General features: G+C 34.2%; 15 protein-coding genes. 3 read left to right on the forward strand and 12 right to left on the reverse strand.

Annotated features, from left to right (window positions below; translation table 11 throughout):
* Positions 1 to 11: 11 nt before the first annotated feature.
* The 11 genes from ES674_RS07345 to ES674_RS07395 form a co-directional block, all read right to left on the reverse strand.
* A complete protein-coding gene (locus ES674_RS07345) occupies positions 12 to 4,844 on the reverse strand; it encodes a T9SS type B sorting domain-containing protein (RefSeq protein WP_148403295.1) in 4,833 nt (1,610 codons plus the stop codon).
* 111 nt (positions 4,845 to 4,955) lie between these two features.
* A complete protein-coding gene (locus ES674_RS07350; protein ID WP_148403296.1) occupies positions 4,956 to 6,800 on the reverse strand; it encodes a gliding motility-associated C-terminal domain-containing protein in 1,845 nt (614 codons plus the stop codon).
* A gap of 39 nt (positions 6,801 to 6,839) precedes the next feature.
* Entirely contained in the window at positions 6,840 to 9,302 is a 2,463-nt protein-coding gene (locus ES674_RS07355) for a T9SS type B sorting domain-containing protein (RefSeq protein ID WP_246125987.1), read from the reverse strand.
* A 4-nt stretch (positions 9,303 to 9,306) separates the two neighbouring features.
* A complete protein-coding gene (locus ES674_RS07360) occupies positions 9,307 to 12,615 on the reverse strand; it encodes a T9SS type B sorting domain-containing protein (protein ID WP_148403297.1) in 3,309 nt (1,102 codons plus the stop codon).
* 26 nt (positions 12,616 to 12,641) lie between these two features.
* Positions 12,642 to 13,469: an ABC transporter permease subunit gene (locus ES674_RS07365; protein ID WP_148403298.1), complete on the reverse strand. Its 828-nt coding sequence runs from the start codon at positions 13,467 to 13,469 to the stop codon at positions 12,642 to 12,644.
* Between the two features lie 18 nt (positions 13,470 to 13,487).
* Positions 13,488 to 14,384 (reverse strand): ABC transporter ATP-binding protein, encoded by an 897-nt coding sequence (locus tag ES674_RS07370; protein WP_148403299.1) that lies wholly within the window; start codon positions 14,382 to 14,384, stop codon positions 13,488 to 13,490.
* Positions 14,385 to 14,579: 195 nt separating this feature from the next.
* The gene (locus ES674_RS07375) at positions 14,580 to 15,095 is read right to left on the reverse strand and encodes an IS1096 element passenger TnpR family protein (protein WP_148403300.1); all 516 of its coding nucleotides are present in this window, start codon (positions 15,093 to 15,095) and stop codon (positions 14,580 to 14,582) included.
* 35 nt (positions 15,096 to 15,130) lie between these two features.
* On the reverse strand, positions 15,131 to 16,144 hold the full coding sequence (locus tag ES674_RS07380) for a COX15/CtaA family protein (RefSeq protein WP_148403301.1): 1,014 nt from the start codon (positions 16,142 to 16,144) through the stop codon (positions 15,131 to 15,133).
* Positions 16,145 to 16,185: 41 nt separating this feature from the next.
* Positions 16,186 to 17,607, reverse strand: coding sequence for a CCA tRNA nucleotidyltransferase (locus ES674_RS07385; RefSeq protein WP_148403302.1), 1,422 nt, complete (start codon positions 17,605 to 17,607; stop codon positions 16,186 to 16,188).
* Between the two features lie 75 nt (positions 17,608 to 17,682).
* Positions 17,683 to 18,246: an L-threonylcarbamoyladenylate synthase gene (locus ES674_RS07390; protein ID WP_148403303.1), complete on the reverse strand. Its 564-nt coding sequence runs from the start codon at positions 18,244 to 18,246 to the stop codon at positions 17,683 to 17,685.
* Positions 18,247 to 18,250: 4 nt separating this feature from the next.
* A complete protein-coding gene (locus ES674_RS07395) occupies positions 18,251 to 19,438 on the reverse strand; it encodes a glycosyltransferase (RefSeq protein WP_148403304.1) in 1,188 nt (395 codons plus the stop codon).
* A gap of 111 nt (positions 19,439 to 19,549) precedes the next feature.
* On the opposite strand from ES674_RS07395, the gene ES674_RS07400 reads away from it, so the two are divergent.
* The 3 genes from ES674_RS07400 to ES674_RS07410 are packed head-to-tail and all read left to right on the forward strand — an operon-like array spanning position 19,550 to position 22,170.
* The gene (locus ES674_RS07400; RefSeq protein WP_148403305.1) at positions 19,550 to 20,626 is read left to right on the forward strand and encodes a DegT/DnrJ/EryC1/StrS family aminotransferase; all 1,077 of its coding nucleotides are present in this window, start codon (positions 19,550 to 19,552) and stop codon (positions 20,624 to 20,626) included.
* Positions 20,627 to 21,250: an acetyltransferase gene (locus ES674_RS07405; RefSeq protein ID WP_148403306.1), complete on the forward strand. Its 624-nt coding sequence runs from the start codon at positions 20,627 to 20,629 to the stop codon at positions 21,248 to 21,250.
* A gap of 2 nt (positions 21,251 to 21,252) precedes the next feature.
* Positions 21,253 to 22,170 carry a glycosyltransferase family 2 protein gene (locus ES674_RS07410; protein WP_148403307.1) on the forward strand — a complete coding sequence of 306 codons (918 nt, stop codon included), beginning with the start codon at positions 21,253 to 21,255 and terminating at the stop codon, positions 22,168 to 22,170.
* Here the strand turns inward: ES674_RS07410 and ES674_RS07415 are convergent.
* On the reverse strand, positions 22,162 to 23,154 hold the full coding sequence (locus ES674_RS07415; RefSeq protein ID WP_148403308.1) for a glycosyltransferase family 2 protein: 993 nt from the start codon (positions 23,152 to 23,154) through the stop codon (positions 22,162 to 22,164). The genes ES674_RS07410 and ES674_RS07415 overlap by 9 nt on opposite strands.
* Between the last annotated feature and the right edge of the window lie 25 nt (positions 23,155 to 23,179).

Genomic DNA, 23,179 nt, shown 5'->3' on the forward strand with positions numbered 1-23,179 from the left:
TGAAATAGACTCTAGCGTTTTAGTGTGAAATGTCTTTTTACTTCGAAAAATATATCTCCTTTTTTTACTTTGGCAACAAACCAATAATCGTTTGTTGGCATATTCTGACCATTATAAGTTCCGTCCCAACCCGCAGATGTGTGGCTTAAGGTTTTTAATAGTTTACCATAACGATCAAAAATATAAACTATGGTACCTGGAATTTGATCCACGCCTGTAATATGCCAAGTATCATTTTGGCCGTCATTATTGGGTGTAAAAAATAAAGGTGCATCAATAATAACGATGTCTTTTATAGCCGAAGCACAGCCATTTATATCATATATTTCTATGGTATGAGGTCCTAAAATAACGTTATAAAAAACGTTGGATGATTGCGGTATACCATTATCTAAAATATACATGTAATTTCCAATGCCACTGATGGTAACTGTTATATTGTTTGGATTGGAAAAATCCACGGTTTCGGTGAATTCAATGGTAGCTTGTTCTGATTCTATTACAGTAAAGCTTACAGAAGTAGAACAACCATAGTCCGTTGTTACCGTTACTGAATAAGAACCTACTTGCGTAATTTCAATTTCAGAAGTTGTAGCATTTGTTGACCATAAATACGTATCGGTATTAAAACCTGTATCCGCGCTTACAATAAGTGGCAAATTATCCAAACAAATGGCTTGATCTGGAATTTCTACTAGGGGTTTCCGTTGAATTAATGTTGAAAAATTGGTGATGCTAAAACAACCTGTAGCTCTGTTTTCAACACGTGCATAAATAGTTTGTTCATGAAACGCATTGTATTCTAAATCGGTAATTGGATTTATATTATTAATAGCTTCAATTTCTAATTCGAAATAATTTATCGAAAAACTATCAGGATTTTGAGTTCCTAATATTATATCGTTTTGCTGTGCCAAATTGAAAACAAGCATGCCATCATAATCATCATCACAAGCTTCCAAATTGGGCGGCATGGTTGCCGTTGGACTTGGATTAACAAACAATATAAAATTGCTAACAGCATAACAACCAGAATTGATGCCTTCAGCGCGAACGTGAATAATATCGTTTGGTGAACTGTAATTATAATTGGTATCTAAAGGATCTTGAGCTGTTTCAGCATTTGTTTGCGACGCGTAAAATGTGACATTTACATTTGCCTGTGCGCCAATTAAACTTTCAATAGTTTCTTGTAAATCAAAGATATTATCGTCCGTATCGCAAATAGGAAACGTGGTAATTGGGTTAATGTCTGGTGGTAAATTCACTTGTAATTCTAAAGGAACCGTCACATAACATTCTGAAATAGTATTCTTAACACGAATATAAACCGTTTGCGGATTTGCCGTATTAACATAAGCTCTAGGGTTTGGAATGGCATTTATATTGGCTTCCAAATCATCTAAATTCTCGTAATAGGTTACTAAAATATTATTTTGTCTAATTTCTAAAACTTCTGTTTCTGTAATAGTTAAATCGAAAGAAGCAAAGCCATCATTATCTGTATCACAGGTTTCCATAATAGACGCCTGATTAACGCGGGGAACTTGGATTACATTTAATCCAAACTGTGCAATGTCATGACAATAAGTGCCGTTTTCTACACGAGCATAAATTTGTTGCGGGTTACTTTCATTAGTATAATTTAAACCAATTTCATTTTCTGAATTTTCGGCATCTTCTACACTTGTGTAAAACGTAATAGTCAAATTTTCAGGACTGCCTTGGCTCATTTGAGATTGAACAGTAGTTAAATTGAAACTTTCAAACGTATCATTGGAGATGTCATCACATAAAAAAACACTAATTGGTGGCGTGTATACTGGAATGGAGCCGACTTCAATAGTAAATGTACTTAAGCCGAAACAGCTTATATCGCTGATATTTTCCACACGGATATGGATTATTTGTGGATTTTGCTGATTTTCATAAACCGCAGATTTATCAAGGATATTGGTCCTGTTTAATGCGTCATTCTGGTTTAGAAAATATAAAACACGTTTGTCTTCTTGTCCATTTAAAATTTCGTCATCTTTCTCTTCAAAAATAAATTCAGCTGTTTGATTGCCATCGGTTTCACAGCTATTAAAATCGGAAATCGGTAGGAAAACAGGAAGTGTATTAACAATAATATCAAAACTTTCAATGGCAAAACATCCTGTGATAATACGCTCAATTCGTGTAAATACAGTTTGAGTATTGGCATTGTAAGCTGTTGTATTCGAAATAGGATTGGTTTTAGTTTCTGCCTGTAAAAGCGTGTTATGAAAGGTAATATCTAAACCAGCGGTGTTTGGAACTATTTCAGAAATTTTAGCATCTAAATTTATAATAGTAAAACCATCTTGATTATCATCACAGATAATTTCATCTTGATGATGTGTTGTGGAAGGTGCTGGCAGTACTTCAATTTCTAAAGATTCAACATCAAAACAACCGGTACTATTATTTCGAACACGTACATAAACTACAAAAGGGTTAGATGTATTATCATAAAAACGTGGTAACGGATTGGTGTTATCTAACGCGTTTTGCTCATTAATAAAATAGCTGGCGCTGGAATTTGGAATTCCTGTTGTTACAGAAGCGTTAAAACTAAATAAGTCTACAGACGTGAAGGTGTCATCATCCGTATCACAAAAGGTCACCGCATTTAAAGGCTGTAATATTAAAGCAGGGTGAATAACGAGATTAATTTCGGAATCAGCCGAGCAATCTTGATTCGCAATTTGAATGAATACCGTATGTGGCGAATCCGTTACTTCATAAGGTACTGTTTGGTCTATAGCATTTATACCTGCCGTTAAGTCGACTAAAGTTTCATAAAACGTTACGGTGGTATCCGCTTGTCCGTTTAAAATAGTGTTTGCTGAATTCGCTAAATTAAATTCGGCAATGCCATCGTTGGAGGCATCATCACAAATATAAAAGTTACGAATATTACTGTCATTAATTAATAAATTGGCGTGTAATTCAATGGATGCAATCGTGGCGCAACCGGTTACATTGTCTACAACACGAATAAATATAATTTGAAAATTCTGGACTGTGTTGGCGTAATTGGTAATATTAGCAATAGGATTGGCGCCAGTTTGGGCATCCGCATTGGTTTCATGAAAAGATGTGGTAACGTTGGTTAAACCATCAAGAACTTCATCAATGATGGAGGTTAAATCGAAATTCTCATAACCGCCATCATCTTGGGCGCAAGCGTCAATAGTGTGTCTTTGTCCATCAATATCTGGACTGTCTAAAACCGAAATATCCAAAGTTGCCGTATTTATACAACCGGTACGAATATCAATGACACTCACATAAAGTTGATCATTTTGCGTAATATTAGAATACGGAATTGGAACTGGATTTTCACCATTTTGTGCATCCGTTTGGTTATAATGGTAAGTTATCTGGTAGTTAGGATTGTCTCCTGTAATTTCTGAATCTTTTACCGTTAAATCAATGAGCGTAAAATTATCACCATTCCCATCGGCATCACAAACTTCTAAAAGCGTGGGTGCAGTAATATTTGGTGCCGGATTCACAATAAGATTGAATGTGCCAAAAGCTAAACACCCATTATCCGTATCTAAAATACGCACGTAAATTACCTGCGGGTTTACGGAATTCTGGACAGGTGCGGAAATAGGAAAACTTCCGTCCTGCGCATTGTTAAGATTGAAGTGATAGGAGATGTTATAATTACCAGCGGGAACAGCATCTAAAACTTCAGCATCTTTTATGGATAAATTGAAACTATAAATACCGTCATTACTAGGATCATCACAAACTATAAAATCTGAAATAGTATCGGCCGATTGGGTGGAACTTAAGGTGATATTTACAGTGTCTTCAATTTCGCAAGTGGTATTATTAATTGGAATAGAAATAGCAACTGTATATATTCCGGAAGTATTTACGGCTAATGACGGATTGGTTTCACCTAGAATTGGAATACCATTTTCTAGCCATGTATATGAAGCTAAAGGATTTTGAATATCTCCGTTTAAAATGACACTGTCTGCACATGTTGTAATATCTGGACCTAAATTTACCGAAGCGTTGAAACTATTACCTTGAATAAAAACAGCCGAATCGAAATTTTCATCTTGTTGATCGGCAATTACCAACTTAATATGATATTGCACATTAGGTTGAATGGCAGTAGAAGCCGTTAACACGGTAGTTCTACCATTAAAATTGGTATCGCCTAAACTATAGCCTTCAAAATATTGCTCATTTTCCGCAGGACAAAATCCTACAATTTCAGGATGGATGGTACTGGTATTTACATCCGTACTCGTTCCGGGTATAAGCGCAATATTTACATAGGGATCTGCGGAACCCGTTTCTTTAATAAGGAATGCAAAACCATCAGAATATTCACATGGATAATTGGCATAATACTCTTCAGAGGCTAAAATATAATTAAACTGAACTTGGTTGGAAACGGAAATAAAATCGAATTGTATAGCGGTTGCATTTAGCGTGTTGGTTATGCCTAAAGCCTCTTCTAAATCTGAATCTGTTAGCCAATCTGGTGTACCATCATTCAGCGGATTCACATTGGTTACATTTCCTCCCGAAACAGCGGCACCAGTAGATAATAAAATTCCGTTATCAAAAGGGAATGTTGAATCTGCGCGTTCAAAATATCCAAAACTTTTTAGGTTATTGATGCTCCCATTAACAAGAGATTGCACATTAGAAATTTCTACACAACCATCAATTAAACGCTCTTCAATAAGCTCTTGTGCCGAAAAGTTATCTGAAATGGATATCTTTTGAGCAAAACCTTGGTTTAAAAATGCCAAGAAAAAGCACGTGAAAAAGAGACTATACTTCATTATTTAAAAGAATGTGAGGTTGTAACTATCAGATTTGAGGTGTAATATGCGCAAAGATACTAAATAATCAGACGAATGGTTGTATTAATCGTTTAAATGCAAATATTTAATCTAATAGGTTATAAAAACCCAACCCGTAACAGGTTTAAAGTTGTTATCATTTAAATGAAGTACATAAAAGTAGGTGGCAACCGGGACGCGATTACCATGATTTATAATGCCTTTGTTTATGTCACCTTTCCATGGTAAATCATTATTTCCTTCAAAAATTAAAGTGCCCCAGCGGTTATAAATTAGTAGTTGATGTTCTTCAAAAATATTATATAAACCTTGAATATCAAACCAATCGTTAAAGCCATCTTGATTTGGTGTGAAGACTTGGGGAATATGAGGTGGGCAATTTTTTACGATTAAATTAAAGTTATAAAAACTAAAGCATATTTCCGAGTTAACTCTAATAAATATTTCTTGTGGGGCTGCTCTATTTTCAAAATATTCTGGATTTAAAATTTCGTTTTCTTCAGCGAAAAGATCGACTATAGATTCATAGAAACTTATGTCTTCAATATTTACATATTCAATATATTGAAGTTGTTCTGTTAAGTTGAAAATGGCGCTGTCAAAACTTAAATCGCAAGATTCTAAAGGTTTTAATGGAGTAGCTTCAGGAATTGGAATTAAAGTAATTTGCTGTGACGTTATATTGTTGAATTCGTTTAACTCCGTTACTAAGCCCGTTCCGTTTCCAATATCATCCACAATTATTTTTAGAGTGAAATTATCTGGAATAGAATCCGGAATATTTAAAATTATAGATAGTGCTTCAAAACCATCAATAGGAATACTATTTTGGGTTGCACTTTGAGCAACCAGAAAACCGTCCGCATAAAATGCTATTGGCGTTGCGTTTGGTAAAATGTCTGTTGAGTTAATATTATATACCGTGAAATTGACATTAACATTTCTAGTAGCACATTCTAATTCATAATTATCCACAACAATTGTGGCATCCGGAAGTTGACTATTAAGTACCGTAATAATGTTATTCAGAATAATTAAATCGGCCCGAATAACGCCAAATTCATCAACAGCGCCTGTTGTCAATTTTATTTCAACGCTATTATCACCTATAGCAATGTTGTTTTCAATGTTATAAACATCTAAATCGCCATTATAAAATTTGTCACTTCCTGTAAAGGAATTGGTGCCGTTAAAAGCATTGTTTGCAGGATTTAAAGGCGGATTCGATAGGATGTTGTTATTAATTAAAAGTGATTCGCCGTAATTTAAATTAACATCACCTTCCCAAGCTAAAAAACCAATTTTAGCGCCAATATTATCCAAGACATTAATGTTTTCTAACAGAATTGTTTTATCTTGAACATTTCTATTAATAATTTCTAGCCCTTGAAATATATTAATCTGGTTAATGGGTAAGTTCGTGTTTTCGTAAATAATATACATACTCCAGCCCGCAAAATTAGTACGGTTATTACAATATCCAGAATTTGTAGTAAGTGTTTGTGAAATATCTAATTCTGAAAATGTATAGGTTCCATTTCCTGAATTTATAACATAATTGGTAATATCTGTGTAACATGCAAAATAGGTGAGGAGTCCATAATTCGGATCTGCATAATCTACTAAATATGTCGTGTCTGCACTAAAAGAATTTCCGTTGACACTAATTTCCGTATCGCCTGTTCCTGAACCTGCCCAATATAAGTAGGCTGCAACAATATTCCAATTGGGGTTTAATGCTAATTCCGCTTCAGATTCTGGTAAAATTTCACAAAAACTCCGGTCTAAATTATTTTCAAATGGATTCAACGTATTTCCAATAGCGGTGTAATCATAACGCCCGTTAAATTGTTGGAAAAGGGTTATTTCTTGGCTAAAAATGGTTGCCGAGAAGAAACAGTAAAGGATTAAAATTAATTTATTAAACTGAAACATAGGTTAGTGTTGCAGTTTTAAATGTACGATTTTTAAATGTTATCGTTTTAAGGTGAAATGACTTTTAAATATACGTCCATCTTGCAATTGAACCGAAAACCAATAATCGTCATTTGGTAAAACTTGACCATTGTATGTGCCATTCCAACCCGATCCTAAAGGACTTAATTCTTTAAGTAATTTTCCAAAACGATTATAAATTAAAATTCTGGTATTCGGTTGAAATAGAGCTGATACACCTTGAATATTCCAAGTGTCATTATCGCCGTCGCCATTTGGTGTAAAGAATTTAGGAAATCCAATAACCGAAACCATATCATCTACTAATCCGCAATTATTTTTAATGTCGCGAACACTTACGGAATAAATTCCTGGTCGAACATTGGTAAATTGATTACTAGATTGATAATTGGCATAAATGGTGCCATTCGCATTAAAAAGTGCAAACTCATATTCGCCTTCGCCTGATACAATAATCGTTACCGTGTTGGCATCTGATGCGTCTACAATTTCAAAGGATTCAATAGTTGCAATATTTGAAGGCTCTACAATTATATTTCGCTGTTTGGAGCAATTCGTAACGCGGTCTGTAACTGTAACCGTAAACGTACCTGTTGTATTGATGTTAATAGTTGACGTTGTTTCTCCCGTTGACCAACTAAAATCATAATTGCTACTCGTTGTTCCAGCATCAATAGTTATAGTTGCCGGGAAGCTGTTTAAACAATAATATAAGAAATCATCTTCAGGAATAGACGGTAACGGATTTACGATTAATTCAATTTCTGCTATTCCAAAACAATCATTTGCATTATCAACTCGGGCATAAACGGTTTGTGAATTTGGAATGTTATTAGTGAAATTGGCGTCAATAGGATTTTCTTGAGCATAGGCATCTTCTAAAAACTCATAATACGTCACGTTTAAATTGGCCGGTAATCCATTTAAAATTTCCCCTTCTACATCACTTAAATTAAAGGCATGCAAGCCATCTTCGGTGCCATCATCATCACAAGTAGTAATTACAGAATTTGAAACCAATGTATTACTGACATTCAAGGTTAATTCCGAAAAACTAGAACAGCCAGTGGTTGTATTTATAACTTGTGCAATGATTATTTGCGGATTGGATGTATTTTCAAAATTGGTGAAATTGGTAATATCATTCGTTTCTGATTGTGCATCTACCAAATTTCTGTAAAATTTCACACTTCTGTTTGGCGTATTACCTGTTAGTGTTTCAAATGAATTGTTCAAATTGAAAACTCCAAAAGCATCATCACTACATTGGGTTTGCGAGGCGTTAAAAGCTTCAGGTAGGGGAAGAACATTTAAGGTTAATTGCGTAGTACTATAACACGTTGGATTGCTAATGCTTTCAATACGAACAAAAATAACTTCTTGAAATGCGGTATCATTATAATAGGCATTTGGAAATGGATCCGCTTTAACCTCCGCATCTAAAAGATCTTTGTGATAAGAAACATTAAATTCTGAAGCATTCTGACCATTTAATATTTCGTTATTTTTTGAATCTAAATTAAAAACGATTCGACCATTGGCAGCATCGCCATCATCCGTATTATCACATAAATTATAATCCGTTGGAACATTAAAATCTGGCCCCGGATTTACGGTTAGATCAAAAGGGATAATTTCGAAGCAACCGGTAGCATTGTCGGTAATTTTCGCATACACCTCTTGTGGATTGGTAGTGTTCGTAAATAAACCGATAATCTCACCTACATTAATGTTGGCATCACTTTCAGATCTGAAATAGGTGACGCTAACATTGGTTTGACTCCCAGTTATTTGGTTGGTATTTAAGCTTAAATCGAAAGTAGTTCTACCATCCGTATTTGGTGCAACCACATCACATTTTTCTAAATTCAAAGCGGTTGTATCTCCACTATTACTAGCTTCATTGACGGGAGGACTTGCAAATTCAGCCGTTCCAATCCACTCTAAATTGAAAGGACTGTTCCCAACGGGTCTGTCTATTACTATAAAATATGTATCTCCGGCAGTAACGGTAAGCCATTCCACAAAACTATCGCCTAATTCGCCCGGTCCACCACTAGTTGCATTGGTAGCCGTATCTATCATTCCTGTTAGATTGTTGCCTTGGTTCGCTGCTTGCGGATTAGTCGTTGAACAGCGAATGGCAGGACTTAAATTTCCACAAACTGCATTAGGACCAAATACGAAAAAATCATAATCTTCCCGAATGTTGGTGCTTTGAGGTGTCAATATAAACCCTAATGTGCCATCAGTGACCAACGTTACTTTTAGCCATAAACTATTATTTTCATAACTTCCACAGTTATTCAAACCATTAAGTTCTTGGGTTCCAATACCGTTAACGTTGAGGTTAATTTCCGAATTTCCACAAACGGTTACCGCATCCACACAATCTGTTGGGGCTTGAGCTTGTAAATTATATGTTATTACACATAAAAAAAGGAAGCAAAGGTGTTTTTTTAATCTAAATAAAATTTTCAAATAATTAGCGTTTTAGGGTAAAATGGCTCTTAAAAATACGTCCATCTTGTAGTTGTACAGAAAACCAATAATCGTCATTTGGAAGAACTTGGCCATTATAAGTGCCATTCCAACCGCCTTGTAACGGGTTGAGTTCTTTTAGCAGTTTTCCGTAGCGGTTAAAAATTAAAATTCGAGTGTTGGGTTGAAATTGTGCGGTTATACCTTGAACATTCCAAGTATCATTAGTGCCATCGCCATTTGGTGTAAATACTTTTGGAAATCCAATTACGGAAACCATGGCATCAACAATTCCACAATCATTCTTAACATCGCGAACACTTACGGTATAAATTCCTGGATCTATATTGGTGAATTCTGAACTCGTTTGATACGCAGCGTATAAATTTCCAGCAGCATTAAATAAGGCATATTCATATTCGCCTTCACCTGAAACTATAACCGAAATGGTATTATTTCCTTGTAAGGCATCTTTAACATTAATCGTTTCAATAGTTGCAATATTTGAAGGATCAACTGTAATAGTTCGTGTTTCTATACAACCAGAGCCATTTGCGACCGTTACGGTGTAGTTTCCAGCTGCATTGACATCAATTTCATTAGTAGTTTCGCCAGAAGACCAAGAATAGGTGTAGTTATTAGCTGAATCAAATAAAACGCCTGCATTTATAGATAGTGTCTGCGGGAACGTATTTAAACAATACAGAATAGTATCATCTGGCTCTAGTTCGGGTCTGGTATTGATAGTTAAGGTCACTTCTCCAATTCCATAACAAGCATTGTTGTTTTCTACCCGTGAGTAAATAATCTGATTGTAAGGTGTAGTATTGTTTAAAGGTGTTTCTAAAGCATTTTGTTCTAATAAGGCATCTGTATATGTTCCGTAAAAACTTACTGGAAATGTTATACCATTATCCTGCTGAATGGCTAATGCTATAGCATCCAAATCAAAAGTATTAATTCCGTCTTGAGAATCTAATTCATCACAAACTTCAGGAGCTTGATAATTACTGATTTGCGTGGTACTGACCTCCAGAGATAATTCTGCTATGCTATAACATAACGTACTGTTATTAATAACTTTGGCAAAAATAATTTGTGGATTATTGGTATTTATATATCCTAAAGGATTTAGAAATGTGCCGCCATTTTCAGCATCTAACTGATTATCATAATATTCAACTGAAACAGTGGTTGAATTTCCTGTAATAATATCAAAAGCTTCATTTAAATTGAAACTTGTTTTTCCATCAAAAACACCGTCTTCATCACACTGAATTAAATTGGTATCAAAAACGGTAGGAAGCGGATTGATACTAATATTAAATGATGTCGTATCAAAGCATTCTGGATTTAGCTTGTTTTCAATTCGAACAAAAATTTCTTCTTGAAAAGGTATCTGGTTATAATAGGTATCGTCCAAAGGACTTGCTCCAACATCCGCGTTAGCTTGAGAAGCATGATAACTTACAGTGAAATCCGCTGGATTTTGAGTATTTAAAACAAGCGCATTAAAATCTATTAAATCAATATTAACTTGGCCGTTTGCGGTATCGCCATCGGTAGCATCATCACATTGTTCTTGGTCAGCAATTGGGTTTGCTACAGGCGTAATAAAAACCTCGACTTCAAAAGAGGTCGTATCATAGCAATTGGGATTGCCTTCGTTTTGAATGCGTGCAAAAATAGTTGTAGGGTTTGTGGTGTTGGTAAAAAGACCTATAATTTTATTTTCATTCGCGTCAGCATCTTCTTGTGATTCAAAATAATGAACACCATAAATGGCGGAATCTTGCGTGTTTAATATTTCTGAATTCCGAACAGATAAATCTATGTTTGCTATTGAACTGTCACTACAAACATCAAGATTGGTTGCAGGATTAGCAATAGGATATTCAAAATATGTTACAATAGCTTGTCCTTCTTTTGATTCGCAGTCGCTACTAGGTATTTCTATAAAAACCGAGTAATCACCTCCTGTGTTTAAAAACAATTCATAAGCAGGTGTTGGTGTTGGAATGGGGTTGCCGTTTAGTGTCCACGTGTATGTTGCTCCTGGAATATCTTCTGCAGTTAATGTAAAGGTATCGCCAGTACAAAGTGACAAAATATTGGCTTGGGCTACACCACTTGTAATATCAATTTTCTCTGTAAAGAAAGATGCTATAAAAGGCGGTAAACCTTGGGTAGAATTATTCTGACCTAACGAAATAGCATTATGCTGATAATTGGAACCTCCGCCCAGCGAATTTGGGTTGTTAATGACGCTTAAAAAGGGTAACCCTCTTGTGTACGTTGCGGCCATGGATCTATAAATCTTTCCATCTGGACCTAATTGTAAAGCGCTTCGATATAAATTTCTTGTTTCTATTAAAAACGCGGAAGTACTAATATTAGCTGCGGATAAATCATATTGTAATAAGTTTGATATATGAGAACTAGGATTATTGTCGCCATTACCTCCAAAAAAATCATTGGATGTTGTAACATATAAATACTGGCTATTAGGTGAAAACTCCGCACCGTAAGGTTGATTACTATTTCCTGCAATTGTTATCCGTTGGCTATTGCTTAACATTCCTGTGGTAACATCAAAATCAAAAAGATATAGACCGTCATCCATATTGGCACAAGCTACTTTGGTACCGTCTGGTGATAATTTCAGATAGCCTCTTGAATCTTCTACATTTAATCTGTTGAAAGTAGATTTTACAGCGGTTGTATTTACACCAGCACTTGTAACTTCAAAGGCATGAAATGTATTTAGATTGTTTGTGGATGTTCCGCCAAAATTTGAATAGCCAATCACCCATATGGCGCCAGTTTCACAGTCTTTTAAAACAGCGGCTATTTTCTCGGAACAACGGGATAAAAGCGGTTGATTTTTTATCGTTATAGCTCCAAAACCGGAATCTAAAGTCATGTCTACAACTGAAAAGTTTAGTCCATTAGTTGTTTGGTTGGAACCAACGGTAAAGACATAAAAAATATTAAGATCGTCAGGTTTAGGAACTACAATAGCCGATTGCGAACTAGAGACATCACCTAATAAGCCCGTTCCATTGACCATAGTCGTGTTATTTCTATTATAGACGATAGAACCATCCGTATAAAACAATAAGTTTCCGTTATTATCTGAAATAGACGAACAGCCTTCAACCGTATTTAATTGTCCGTCGTTAAGAGCAGTTATGTTTCCGTCTAAACCAAATTGGATTCCAGCATTTTCGCCAAAATACCAGTTGGAAGCTTGTTGCTGACCATAAGAGACAACAACAGATAGTAAAAAGATAATTAAGAGTATTTTTTTCATTCAGATAGCAATAGCACCCAAATATATTACAAATCTCGCTTCTTTAATAATCTTAACGATAAAAACACTAATATGGCAGTCCATCCTAAAACTATAGCAATTTCGTACCAATGCACAGCATAATCATAGGTTAATTCATTTTTATCAGGAAACTTCGCTATCATGAGGCGTTGAACCGGCTGATCAATAAGATTATACATAGATTCTAGCGGAAGGAATCCTTTTACTCTAAATGCCATTTCAGCAGTTCCAAATATTTTATAGGCGGCCCAAAAAATAAGCCATTCCGCAATGTATAATAAAAATAAAAAAGCAAGTGCAAATGCAGATCTTCTTAACAACATGCCGAAAAATAAGCATAGCGTGAAAAAACCAACCAACTTAACAAAGTAGGCTATTAAAAATTCAGTTTCTCTAAATATGATATTAGCTTCCGTATAACTAGAGTAGTATAAGCCGATAAGAAATGTGGCTACTGCAATTAAAACGGTAGCAAATAATGAGAAAAATACGATGGTATAAAACTTGGATAAAATGAATTCTTTTTTACTTAAACCATCAATTAAATTCTGTTTAATGGTTTTATTGCTGTATTCATTTCCAATCATGCTAACAACCACTATGGCAAAGAAAAATTTGAAGTAAGAGGCGAAAAATGTGGTAATATGCCAAATTATGGGAAAATTAAATATGCCTAATTCGCCTAATTCTAAAGTGAAAAAGCCGAAGAAATTTATTTTTATAGATGATAAAATCAATACCGTAAAAGGTAAAATAAAGGATATAAATATGAGAATTTTATTGGTTCTGCTTAAAAGCAGTTTTTGTAATTCTAAATTGACTAGTCGTAACATGAAGTTGGTTTTGTTGGATTAGTTGTTGTCAGTTAGTTGTAAGAATTGTTCTTCAAGACTTTCTTTTCGCTTCACCAAATGGGTTAAAATAATGCCATTTTCAAAAAGCATTTTGTTAACGGTTTTGGTGTCCATAGGTTCGTCCAAGAAAGCAGTTATCAAATCGTCTTCCACTTTAATTTTTCCAAACATTTTTTTGTTTTCTAAAAACTGAACTAACATATTCGTGTCTTCGGTTTTCAGTTCTAGAAAACCATGACTGGATATCATTTCATCCACACGACCAGAGTATAACTTTTCACCTTTACGCAAAACAACAACATGAGTACAAACTTTTTCTACTTCATCTAGCAAGTGAGAAGCCAATAATATGGTAGTGCCTTGGCTAGCTATAAATTGAATTAATCTACGGATTTGATGAATTCCTTGTGGATCCAATCCGTTGGTAGGTTCATCTAAAATAAGAATTTCAGGATCGTTAAGTAAAGCCGAAGCAATAGCTAAACGTTGTTTCATACCTAAAGAAAACGTTTCAAACTTACTATTTTTTCTATCCAGCAAATTAACGAGTTCTAATTTTTCATCAATCTTACTAAAATCAACGCCTTTAATTTTACAAACTAATTTCAAGTTTTGATAGGCCGTCATGTAAGGATAAAAGTTGGGACGCTCAATAATGGCACCTACTTTTTTCAGTGCATCATGTGTTGAGGTTAGTCCATTAAACCAACTGAAATCTCCAGAAGTTTTATTAACAACATTTAATACAATGCCTAAGGTTGTTGACTTTCCGCTGCCGTTAGGACCCAAAATGCCATAAACGTTGCCTTTATTTATAGTGAATGATAAATCTTTAACTGCCGTGAGATAGCCGAATTTTTTGGTTAGATTGGTAATGGTAAGAATGGTTTCCAAAATAGTCTTGGTTTTATATAGTGTTTAATCGGAAATACAGCAAAAATAAAAATGTTTCTTTCCTACTAAAAACTAGTTAGTGGTTATCTGTAGGACGAATAACTTTCTAAATTGTTACAGGCTAAAATAAAAAAAGCATTCGGTTAGGAATGCTTTTTAATATTATTTTATCTGCCTCTTGAAGAGGAACGGGCGTTAATTCCAGTTCTCGTCGAAATCTAAATTATCATAATCATCGACATCTAAATCATCTTCAAATTCGTTGTAGTCGTCAAAATTTTCAGCCTCGAAGTTTTTTTCAGGCGCTTCATCAGGTACTTGTCCATGCACAAACATTAGATTTGGATAATCTGTACCTTCAGCTTCTTCCACAATTTCGGCAAGTTCAACGTAAAAAGTCCACATACTTAAAAAATCGTAAACATAAATAAGTTTGGTTTGTACTTCACTTAATGTGTCTTTTAAAACCGATTTACTCATAAGCTTGGTTGGATTTAATCCATCGCTCATATCAAACAAAGAAATTTCTTCACCTTGATTCCATTCATCATCCGAAACGTAAAAAGATGCCATTTCTGAACCATCAAAACCAAAAGACTGCGTAATAATATTATGCAAATCTTCCATGGAATCCGTGTCACGAATTTCTACGTCGCGAAAAACATCCTTATCACTATCGTTATCTAGTACTATTCGAAATCTATATATCATAATATTATTTATGCTGCAAAGGTAGTTATTTATAATTATTTGCTAAAACGATGTAGCGTAAAAGTCATAGCGGAAAGCAGAAAAAATGCGCCTACTTGATGCGCAACTCCTAACCATAAAGGTACCGCGTAAATTATGGTGAAAACACCCAATAAAAATTGAAAACCAACTAAAATTAAAAGAGAGTCAATACCTCTTCTTTGTAGTTTGGTTAAGGTCATTTCGCGCGCTTTAAACCATAGAATAAAAATAAAACCTACCACCAAATACGCAAACGTTCTATGAATAAACTGAATGCCACTTGGGTTTTCTATCAGGTTTTTATAAAAAGGCTCCAAAATATAAACCGTTTCATGCATAAATTTATCTTCATTCATATAAGGCCAATGATTATGAAGTAACCCAGCTTTTAATCCGGCTACAAAACCACCATAAATTATTTGAATAATTAGAATAACATAGCTGACAATAATAAGATTTCTGAACTTTTTATTGATTGCTTTCTTATCTGGATAAATTAAATCCAAGGCCACCCAAAGTGTTGCTGCAAAGGTTAAAAATGCTGTTGTTAAATGCGCTGCAAGTCTATAATGACTCACGTCTGGCATATCTACCAAACCACTTTTCACCATATACCAACCCAAAAACCCTTGAAAACCACCCAATATTAAAAGAACTATACATTTTCTAATAGTTTTAGCAGAAAGTCGCTTTTTAAGCAGGAAATATAAAAATGGAATTATAAATACCAATCCAATTACACGGCCTATTAATCGATGAAACCATTCCCAGAAATAAATGCCTTTAAAATCTTCTAAAGTAAAATGAGAATGTAGCTTTTGAAATTCGGGGTATTGTTGATATAATGCAAAAGCATCTTGCCATTCAGCATCATTTAATGGTGGAATAGTTCCTGTAATAAGTTTATAGTCGGACATGGATAATCCAGAATCCGTTAACCTCGTTATACCACCAACAACGACCATTATAAAAATGAGTACGCAACCTGTAAGTAGCCAGTAAATGACGTTTTTGTTATCTTTTTTCATTTTTTTAATTTTCAGATTTTTAGAGCTGCAAAGTTTTTTTTCTATTTCGTAACGCGCTTCAATCCTAAACTTTCACCTTCTTTCAACATCAACTGAAATGCGGCTTGGTATTCATTAGGAATATGGCCATCCAAAATAGCTTCTTTAATGCGTTCTTTAATGGTTCCAATTTCTCGGGATGGTTTTATACCGAATGTTTCCATAATTTCTTCACCAGAAACTGGTGGTTGAAAATTTCGAACTTGATCACGTTCTTCAACTTCAACAATTTTATCGCGAACATTTTTAAAGTTGCTGTGATATTTTTTGAATTTATTAGGGTTTTTGGTTGTAATATCTGCTTCACAAAGCGTCATTAAATCTTCCACATGATCGCCGGCATCAAAAACCAAGCGTCTAACTGCGGAATCCGTCACTATTTCATCAGCCAAAACAATTGGTCGTGAGCTCATGAGTACCATTTTTTGAACAAATTTCATTTTATCATTCAGCGGCATTTTCAATCGTTTGAATAAGCGATAAACCATTTTAGAGCCTTCAAATTCGTGGGCGTGAAATGTCCAACCAATTTTTTTATGAAAGCGCTTTGTTGGGGCTTTGCCAATATCATGAAGTAACGCAGCCCAACGCAGCCAGACGTTTTCCGTGTTCACGGAAATATTATCCACCACTTCTAAAGTGTGATAAAAATTGTCTTTATGCCTCTGTCCTTCAATTTCATCAATACCTTTAAGCGCCGTGAGTTCGGGTAAAATTTGCTCTAATAAACCCGTTTGTTCTAATAGTAAAAAACCGACAGATGGTTTAGGCGATTCTAAAATTTTATTAAGTTCTACAACAATACGTTCCTTGGTAATAATTTCAATACGATGGTTGTTTTTTGAAATAGCATCCAGTGAATTTTGTTCAATAGTAAAGTGTAATTGAGTTGCAAAACGGATGGCACGCATCATTCGTAATGGATCATCACTATAGGTAATGTCTGGATTTAGAGGTGTGCGGATTATTTTATTTTCTAAATCTTGAACACCTTGAAACGGATCGAGTAAATCGCCAAAATTGGATTGGTTTAAACTTAATGCTAATGCGTTTATGGTAAAATCACGACGATTCTGATCATCTTCTAAAGTGCCATTTTCTACAACTGGATTACGGCTAGTTTCAATGTAACTTTCTTTTCTGGCACCTACAAATTCAATTTCAATATCATCAAAACGCAACATGGCCGTACCATAGGTTTTAAATACTTGAACTTTAGGTTTATTTGGAAGGTTTTGAGCCACTTGTCTGGCTAATTCAATACCACTACCAACGGCAACAATATCAATGTCTTTAGGGTTGCCGCGTTTTAAAAGAAAGTCACGAACAAAGCCGCCAATGACATAACAATCCATCTGTAATTCTTGGGCAGACTTGGAAATTATTTTAAAAATAGAATGCTCTAGGGCGTTTTTGTAATTCATGTGATTCAAATTCCAAATTCTAAATCCCAAATCCAAAAAATTTAATTAGGATTTTCGAGCTTAAAATTTAAAGTTTTATTTTCTTAAAATGTCAACACTTCCATCTTCACAAATTCTAATAATAGTGGAAGGCTGGGTATTGATTTTTTCGTTCTGCAAATTTACAACATAGTCCACATCTTTTAAAATGTCTTCATGTATTTCTTTGAATGATTTTGGCGAAGAATGCCCACTCATATTCGCTGAAGTTGAAACAATAGGTTTATTAAATAATTTTATTAAATCGTGTGCAAAACCTTCTGTTACAACCCGAATGGCCAAAGTATTATCAAGCGCAATTAAATTGGCAGCAACCAAGCGCGGATTATTATAAATAATAGTTGTGGGTTTAGTGGCTGATTCCAAAAAACGGATGGCTGCTTCTGGTACATTTTCAATGTAAACATTTAACATTTCTATACTTGAAACCAAACAAATTAGCGCTTTAGTTTCTACACGGTTTTTTAATTTGTAGATTTCTGATACAGCATTTGGATTTGTTGCATCACAACCCAACCCCCAAACGGTATCGGTGGGGTAGAGGATGGTTTTGCCAAGTTTCAAATTTTTAACTGCTTCTTGTAATGCTGATCGTTCCATAATTTTAAGTATAAAAATCAGTCATGGTTTTAATAAATGCAGCTCTGCCACTTTGTTTTATTACCAAAGATCTGATGGCTTCTGGATTAAAAACAAGTTCCTTGTTTTTTATTTTTAATAAATTTTCAGCAATCGCCTCCGCATCTTTTAAATTAACCAATACACCCGTTTCAGCAGTGATAGAATCTTCAACGCCACCACTTTTAGTAGCGATAACTGGTTTTCCGCATAACATAGCTTCACGAACGGCAACGCCATATGTTTCTGCCACACTAGTAGAGACAAAAACATCACAGCTTTGCAATTTCACATTAATTTCTGTTCGTGTTAATTTTGGATAAAACGTACAGTTGTCTAATACGTTATGTTTTTTGGCTAAAGATTCAAGATAGGAACTGTTTGCTTTTGAACCATCTAAAAACGAATCATTTCCAATAATAATTGCTTCAAAATCGCCGTTATAAAGTTCTTTGAAAGCTTCTAAACTTCTAAAAAATGTCTCCGAATCTTTAATGAGTTGCGGATAGGTTATAGCTAGAATGGTGAATTTCGATTTTTCTGTTTTTACAGGTATTTGAAACTTCTGCTCATCCATTAAATTCCAAATAATTTCGGGATTACAATCCATGCTGTTCATTAAGATGCAACGCTGTTGATGGTAGCTAACCGCGCCAATTTTGGAAGCATTTTCAATGGCTTCACGAATGGCTCTTTGTGTTTTTTTATGGTAATAATTTAATAGGAATGTTTGATGCTCAATAATTACAAAAGGTAATTTATTAATTTTTGATAAATAATGGGCGTAAATTCCGCCATTGGCCGTGCACTGCGCATGAATAAGTTCGGGGCACCAAGAATTAGTTATGATTTCAAATGCTTTTTGATAGGCCTTTTTACTGTTTTGCAGTTTCCATTTAGTCGGCCATTTTTTATAATGATTAATGGAAAAAGAACAGGCTTCAGGATCTTGAATTAAATAACTTCGGTTAACCAACTTATTTTTGCTAAAAGCATGTTTTAGTCGTGATTTTAAATAATCAAAAAGACCTAGTTCCTTTTCAATACCGTAGATTATTTTGATGTCGAAGCCGTTTTCATTAAGTAACTGCGCTTGTTCTTTGAAAAAAGTTCCAATCAACTCATTATCAGTATTTGGGTACCAAGATGGTATGATTAGGATTTTTTTGCGCATATTTTCAACTTTTTGTCAGGTAAAATTATACATTTAGCAAGCAATTACTTCAATTATAAAATAAAATATTTTTATAGTCCCTTAAACCCGAAGTTTTTTAATTTTGTTAATATGATACATGTTACGCAAACCTTTTTGCCGCCTATTGAAGAATTTGAAAAAATTTTAAAACGCGCTTGGGACAAAAAGTGGATGACCAATAGAGGTGAATTGCTTTTAGAATTAGAGGAAACCCTATCTGAATATCTTAATATTTCAAATTTCTTTATCACCACAAATGGAACTTTACCCTTACAAATTGCTTTAAAAACGCTTGGAATTACTAAAGAAGTCATTACCACGCCATTTAGTTATGTGGCAACGACGTCTGCTATTGTTTGGGAGAATTGTAAGCCTGTTTTTGTGGATATAGAGCGAGATATGCTAACTATTGATCCCGAAAAAATTGAAGCCGCTATCACTGAAAATACAGAAGCCATTTTGGCAACTCACGTTTTTGGGAATCCTTGCGATATTGAAACCATTGAAGCCATTGCAAAAAAACATAACCTGAAAGTTATTTATGACGGCGCTCATAGTTTTGCCGTAAAATATAAAGGAAAATCTATATTTTCTTATGGTGATATAATTACCACTAGTTTTCATTCTACTAAATTATTTCATACGGGAGAAGGCGGTGCTATTTTTGTTCCAAATGATGACTTGTATAAGAAATGCTATTACCATCATAATTTTGGGCATAATGGACCATTAGAATATCACGGATTAGGCATTAATGCCAAGGCTTCTGAAATGCAGGCAGCCATGGGTTTGAGTGTGTTTCCTTATATTGATAAAATTATTGAAAAACGAAAAATGCTTACGGAGCATTATGAATCTTTATTGCAAAATAATGAGAATTTAACGCTTTTTAATTTTAGAGATTTTACCGAAAGAAATTATTCTTATATGCCTGTAATTTTTAAGAATCAAGACCATTTGGAATTGGTTTTAGAGAAATTGGCCGTTTTAAAAATATTTCCAAGACGTTATTTTTATCCATCGCTAAATAAATTACCCTATTTAGAAAATTCAGTGAGCATGCCGATTTCCGAAGATATTTGTAATAAAATAGTATGTTTGCCTTTATATTTCGAATTAGAAAAACAGCAAGTTTCGGAAATCTGTAACCTTATTAATTCTCTTTAAATGATAGTACTCGGGGCAAAAGGTCATGCCAAAGATTTGTTAGTCGTATTAAATGAAACGGTAAATGTTCAATCTTCGCTTACTTTTTATGACGATTTCACAAAACCTGAAGAAGCACTTTTTTTGGATACATATCCCATTTTGCATGATATTAAGGAAATTGATTTCAATGAAAACCCACATTTTGTTTCCGCTATTGGTATTCCAAAATACCGAAAAAGTATTGTAGAAAAATTTCTAAAAGAAGGTGGTGTTTATCAAACCGTTATTTCAAAACATGCCAATATAGGCGCTTTAGATGTTAATATTGGAGCGGGGTCTAATATCATGCCCTTTGTTTTTATCAGTAATAGCGTTCAAATTGGCGAAGGTTGCTTAATAAATACAGCCGCTCATATTCATCATGATGTTATTATTGGTGATTATTGTGATGTGTCTCCAGGCGCTCAAATATTAGGTCGCGTAAAAATTGGAAACAATTGCAGTATTGGTGCAGGTGCCATTGTTTTACCAAATATAACATTGGGAGATCATGTTACAGTTGGCGCTGGAACGGTTGTTGTTGCCGATTGTTTATCAGAAAACACCATTGTTGGTGTTCCTGGAAAATTAAAAAATAAGTAACAATGATGCCATTGCTAACCATTTGCTGTACAACTTTTAACCAAGAGAAATTTATAGAACAAACTTTGGAAGGTTTTTATCTTCAAAAAACGAATTTCCCTATAGAAATTCAGATTCACGATGATGCATCTACAGATGGTACGCAAGCTATTTTAATAAAACATGCAGCCAAAGATCCTCGAATTAAATTAATTCTTCAAAACGAAAATAAATATTCACAGCATATTATGCCTTGGTGGCATTACAGTTTTCCACAAGCAGACGGCAAATATATTGCCTTGTGTGAAGGTGACGATTATTGGATAGATCCCTTAAAACTTCAAAAGCAAGTTGATTTTTTAGAATCAAATCCAGATTTTGTAATTTCCTGGACGAATTATAAAATTTTTAATGGAAGCAGTTTTTCATCTAATAAGTGGAAACATCAAAATGATTTAACAACTATTGATTATAACTCGATATTTTCACCGTATTGCACGCTGACGTTAACGGCCGTTTTTAAAAAGGAAGCTTTAAATTTGGAACTTCTAAAATCCTTTAAACATTCAAAGGATAATTCCTTATATCTCATTTTATTACAAAAAGGAAAAGGTGTTTTTATGGATTTTGAATCGGCAGTTTATAGGGTTCATGAAGGTGGCGTTTATTCATTACAATCTGAATTTTTTAAGAATTATTCCTCGTATTTAAATGTGAAAGAAGTTTCAGATGCCATTCCAGAGTCTAAAACCGAAAACATGAAAAAGGTTATTAAATCTTTAGGAAATGCAACCGCTTTTGAAGTTTTAAAGCTGAAACATAAAGGTGAAAAATTAACTAAAATTCAATTGGACTTCATGACAACTTATTTTGAAGAAGCCGATTTTAAAACGAAGTTTAAATATTATAAACGCTTGTTGAAATATCAATTTTCAAAATAGGCATTTAAAGAATAACGACATTTTATCGACTGGTTTTAAAACTTTGAAGAACCCCGATTCATTTTTTAAAAACGCATAAAATTCTTTGTTGTAATCACGGGCGTTTCTAATAGATCGCGAAATGGTTCTATTAATATGCTTTTCAAATAATTCCTGATTATAAATCTTTAAATTTTTATTTCTTTCTAATAAATCATAAGCCGCTTGCATGGTTTTAATAAGTTCACTTGACGCTTGCTTTCGTTGCAAAGAAACGGCATTAATGTAATATTGAATATTAGAATCTGAAGCCTGAATTTCCAAATTTTCTAACTGCTTGGTTTTGATTAATACTTCCGATTTTCGAAGATTTGCTTCTTTCGTCTGGCTAATATTAGCATCATGCCAACGGTATTTTAAAAGCGATTCCGGGATGTTGTGAAATTTAGTTTTATGAATTAATTGCGCCCAAAGTCCATAATCTTCAGCCGGAACATATTGATGCTCGAAACGCAAACTGCCCAATGCTGTTTTTCTAAACATAACGGTTGGATTGCCAATTCCACAACTGTGTAGAAATTGCACTTTTAAGGCCTCATGTTCCACTTCATGTTGCACAGTTTTTTCTTTAGTTCCAAAAAAAGTAAACCAAGTACCGCAAACACCTACATCTGGATTCGCTTTTAAATAATCTAACTGTTTTTCAAAACGTTTTGGTAAGGCAATGTCATCAGCGTCTAACAAGGCAATAAATTCGGTTTCGGCTAATTCTATACCTTCATTTCGTAAATTGGCGGGACCTTCATTTTTTGTTTTGCTAATAACAGAAACACGAGAATCTTGTTTTTTATAAGCTTCTAAAATTTCAGAAGTGCCATCTGTAGAATTATCGTTTAAAACCAACAATGTGAAATCTTTAAATGTTTGATTCAACACGCTGTTAATGGATTCTTTTAAGAAACGTTCACCATTATAAACAGGCATAATTACAGTTAATTCGGACATTTTTCACCACATTTTAAAGACAAAA

The sequence above is a fragment of the Bizionia myxarmorum genome (assembly GCF_008086205.1).
Classification (GTDB): Bacteria; Bacteroidota; Bacteroidia; order Flavobacteriales; family Flavobacteriaceae; genus Algorimicrobium; species Algorimicrobium myxarmorum.

Excerpts from the sequence above, each read along its gene's own strand:
- ES674_RS07380 (WP_148403301.1), bottom strand. The coding sequence starts at position 16,144 with ATGAAAAAAGATAACAAAAACGTCATTTACTGGCTACTTACAGGTTGC.
- ES674_RS07410 (WP_148403307.1), top strand. The coding sequence starts at position 21,253 with ATGATGCCATTGCTAACCATTTGCTGTACAACTTTTAACCAAGAGAAA.
- ES674_RS07360 (WP_148403297.1), bottom strand. The coding sequence starts at position 12,615 with ATGAAAAAAATACTCTTAATTATCTTTTTACTATCTGTTGTTGTCTCT.
- ES674_RS07390 (WP_148403303.1), bottom strand. The coding sequence starts at position 18,246 with ATGGAACGATCAGCATTACAAGAAGCAGTTAAAAATTTGAAACTTGGC.
- ES674_RS07400 (WP_148403305.1), top strand. The coding sequence starts at position 19,550 with ATGATACATGTTACGCAAACCTTTTTGCCGCCTATTGAAGAATTTGAA.
- ES674_RS07415 (WP_148403308.1), bottom strand. The coding sequence starts at position 23,154 with ATGTCCGAATTAACTGTAATTATGCCTGTTTATAATGGTGAACGTTTC.
- ES674_RS07395 (WP_148403304.1), bottom strand. The coding sequence starts at position 19,438 with ATGCGCAAAAAAATCCTAATCATACCATCTTGGTACCCAAATACTGAT.
- ES674_RS07350 (WP_148403296.1), bottom strand. The coding sequence starts at position 6,800 with ATGTTTCAGTTTAATAAATTAATTTTAATCCTTTACTGTTTCTTCTCG.
- ES674_RS07405 (WP_148403306.1), top strand. The coding sequence starts at position 20,627 with ATGATAGTACTCGGGGCAAAAGGTCATGCCAAAGATTTGTTAGTCGTA.
- ES674_RS07345 (WP_148403295.1), bottom strand. The coding sequence starts at position 4,844 with ATGAAGTATAGTCTCTTTTTCACGTGCTTTTTCTTGGCATTTTTAAAC.
- ES674_RS07365 (WP_148403298.1), bottom strand. The coding sequence starts at position 13,469 with ATGTTACGACTAGTCAATTTAGAATTACAAAAACTGCTTTTAAGCAGA.
- ES674_RS07385 (WP_148403302.1), bottom strand. The coding sequence starts at position 17,607 with ATGAATTACAAAAACGCCCTAGAGCATTCTATTTTTAAAATAATTTCC.
- ES674_RS07375 (WP_148403300.1), bottom strand. The coding sequence starts at position 15,095 with ATGATATATAGATTTCGAATAGTACTAGATAACGATAGTGATAAGGAT.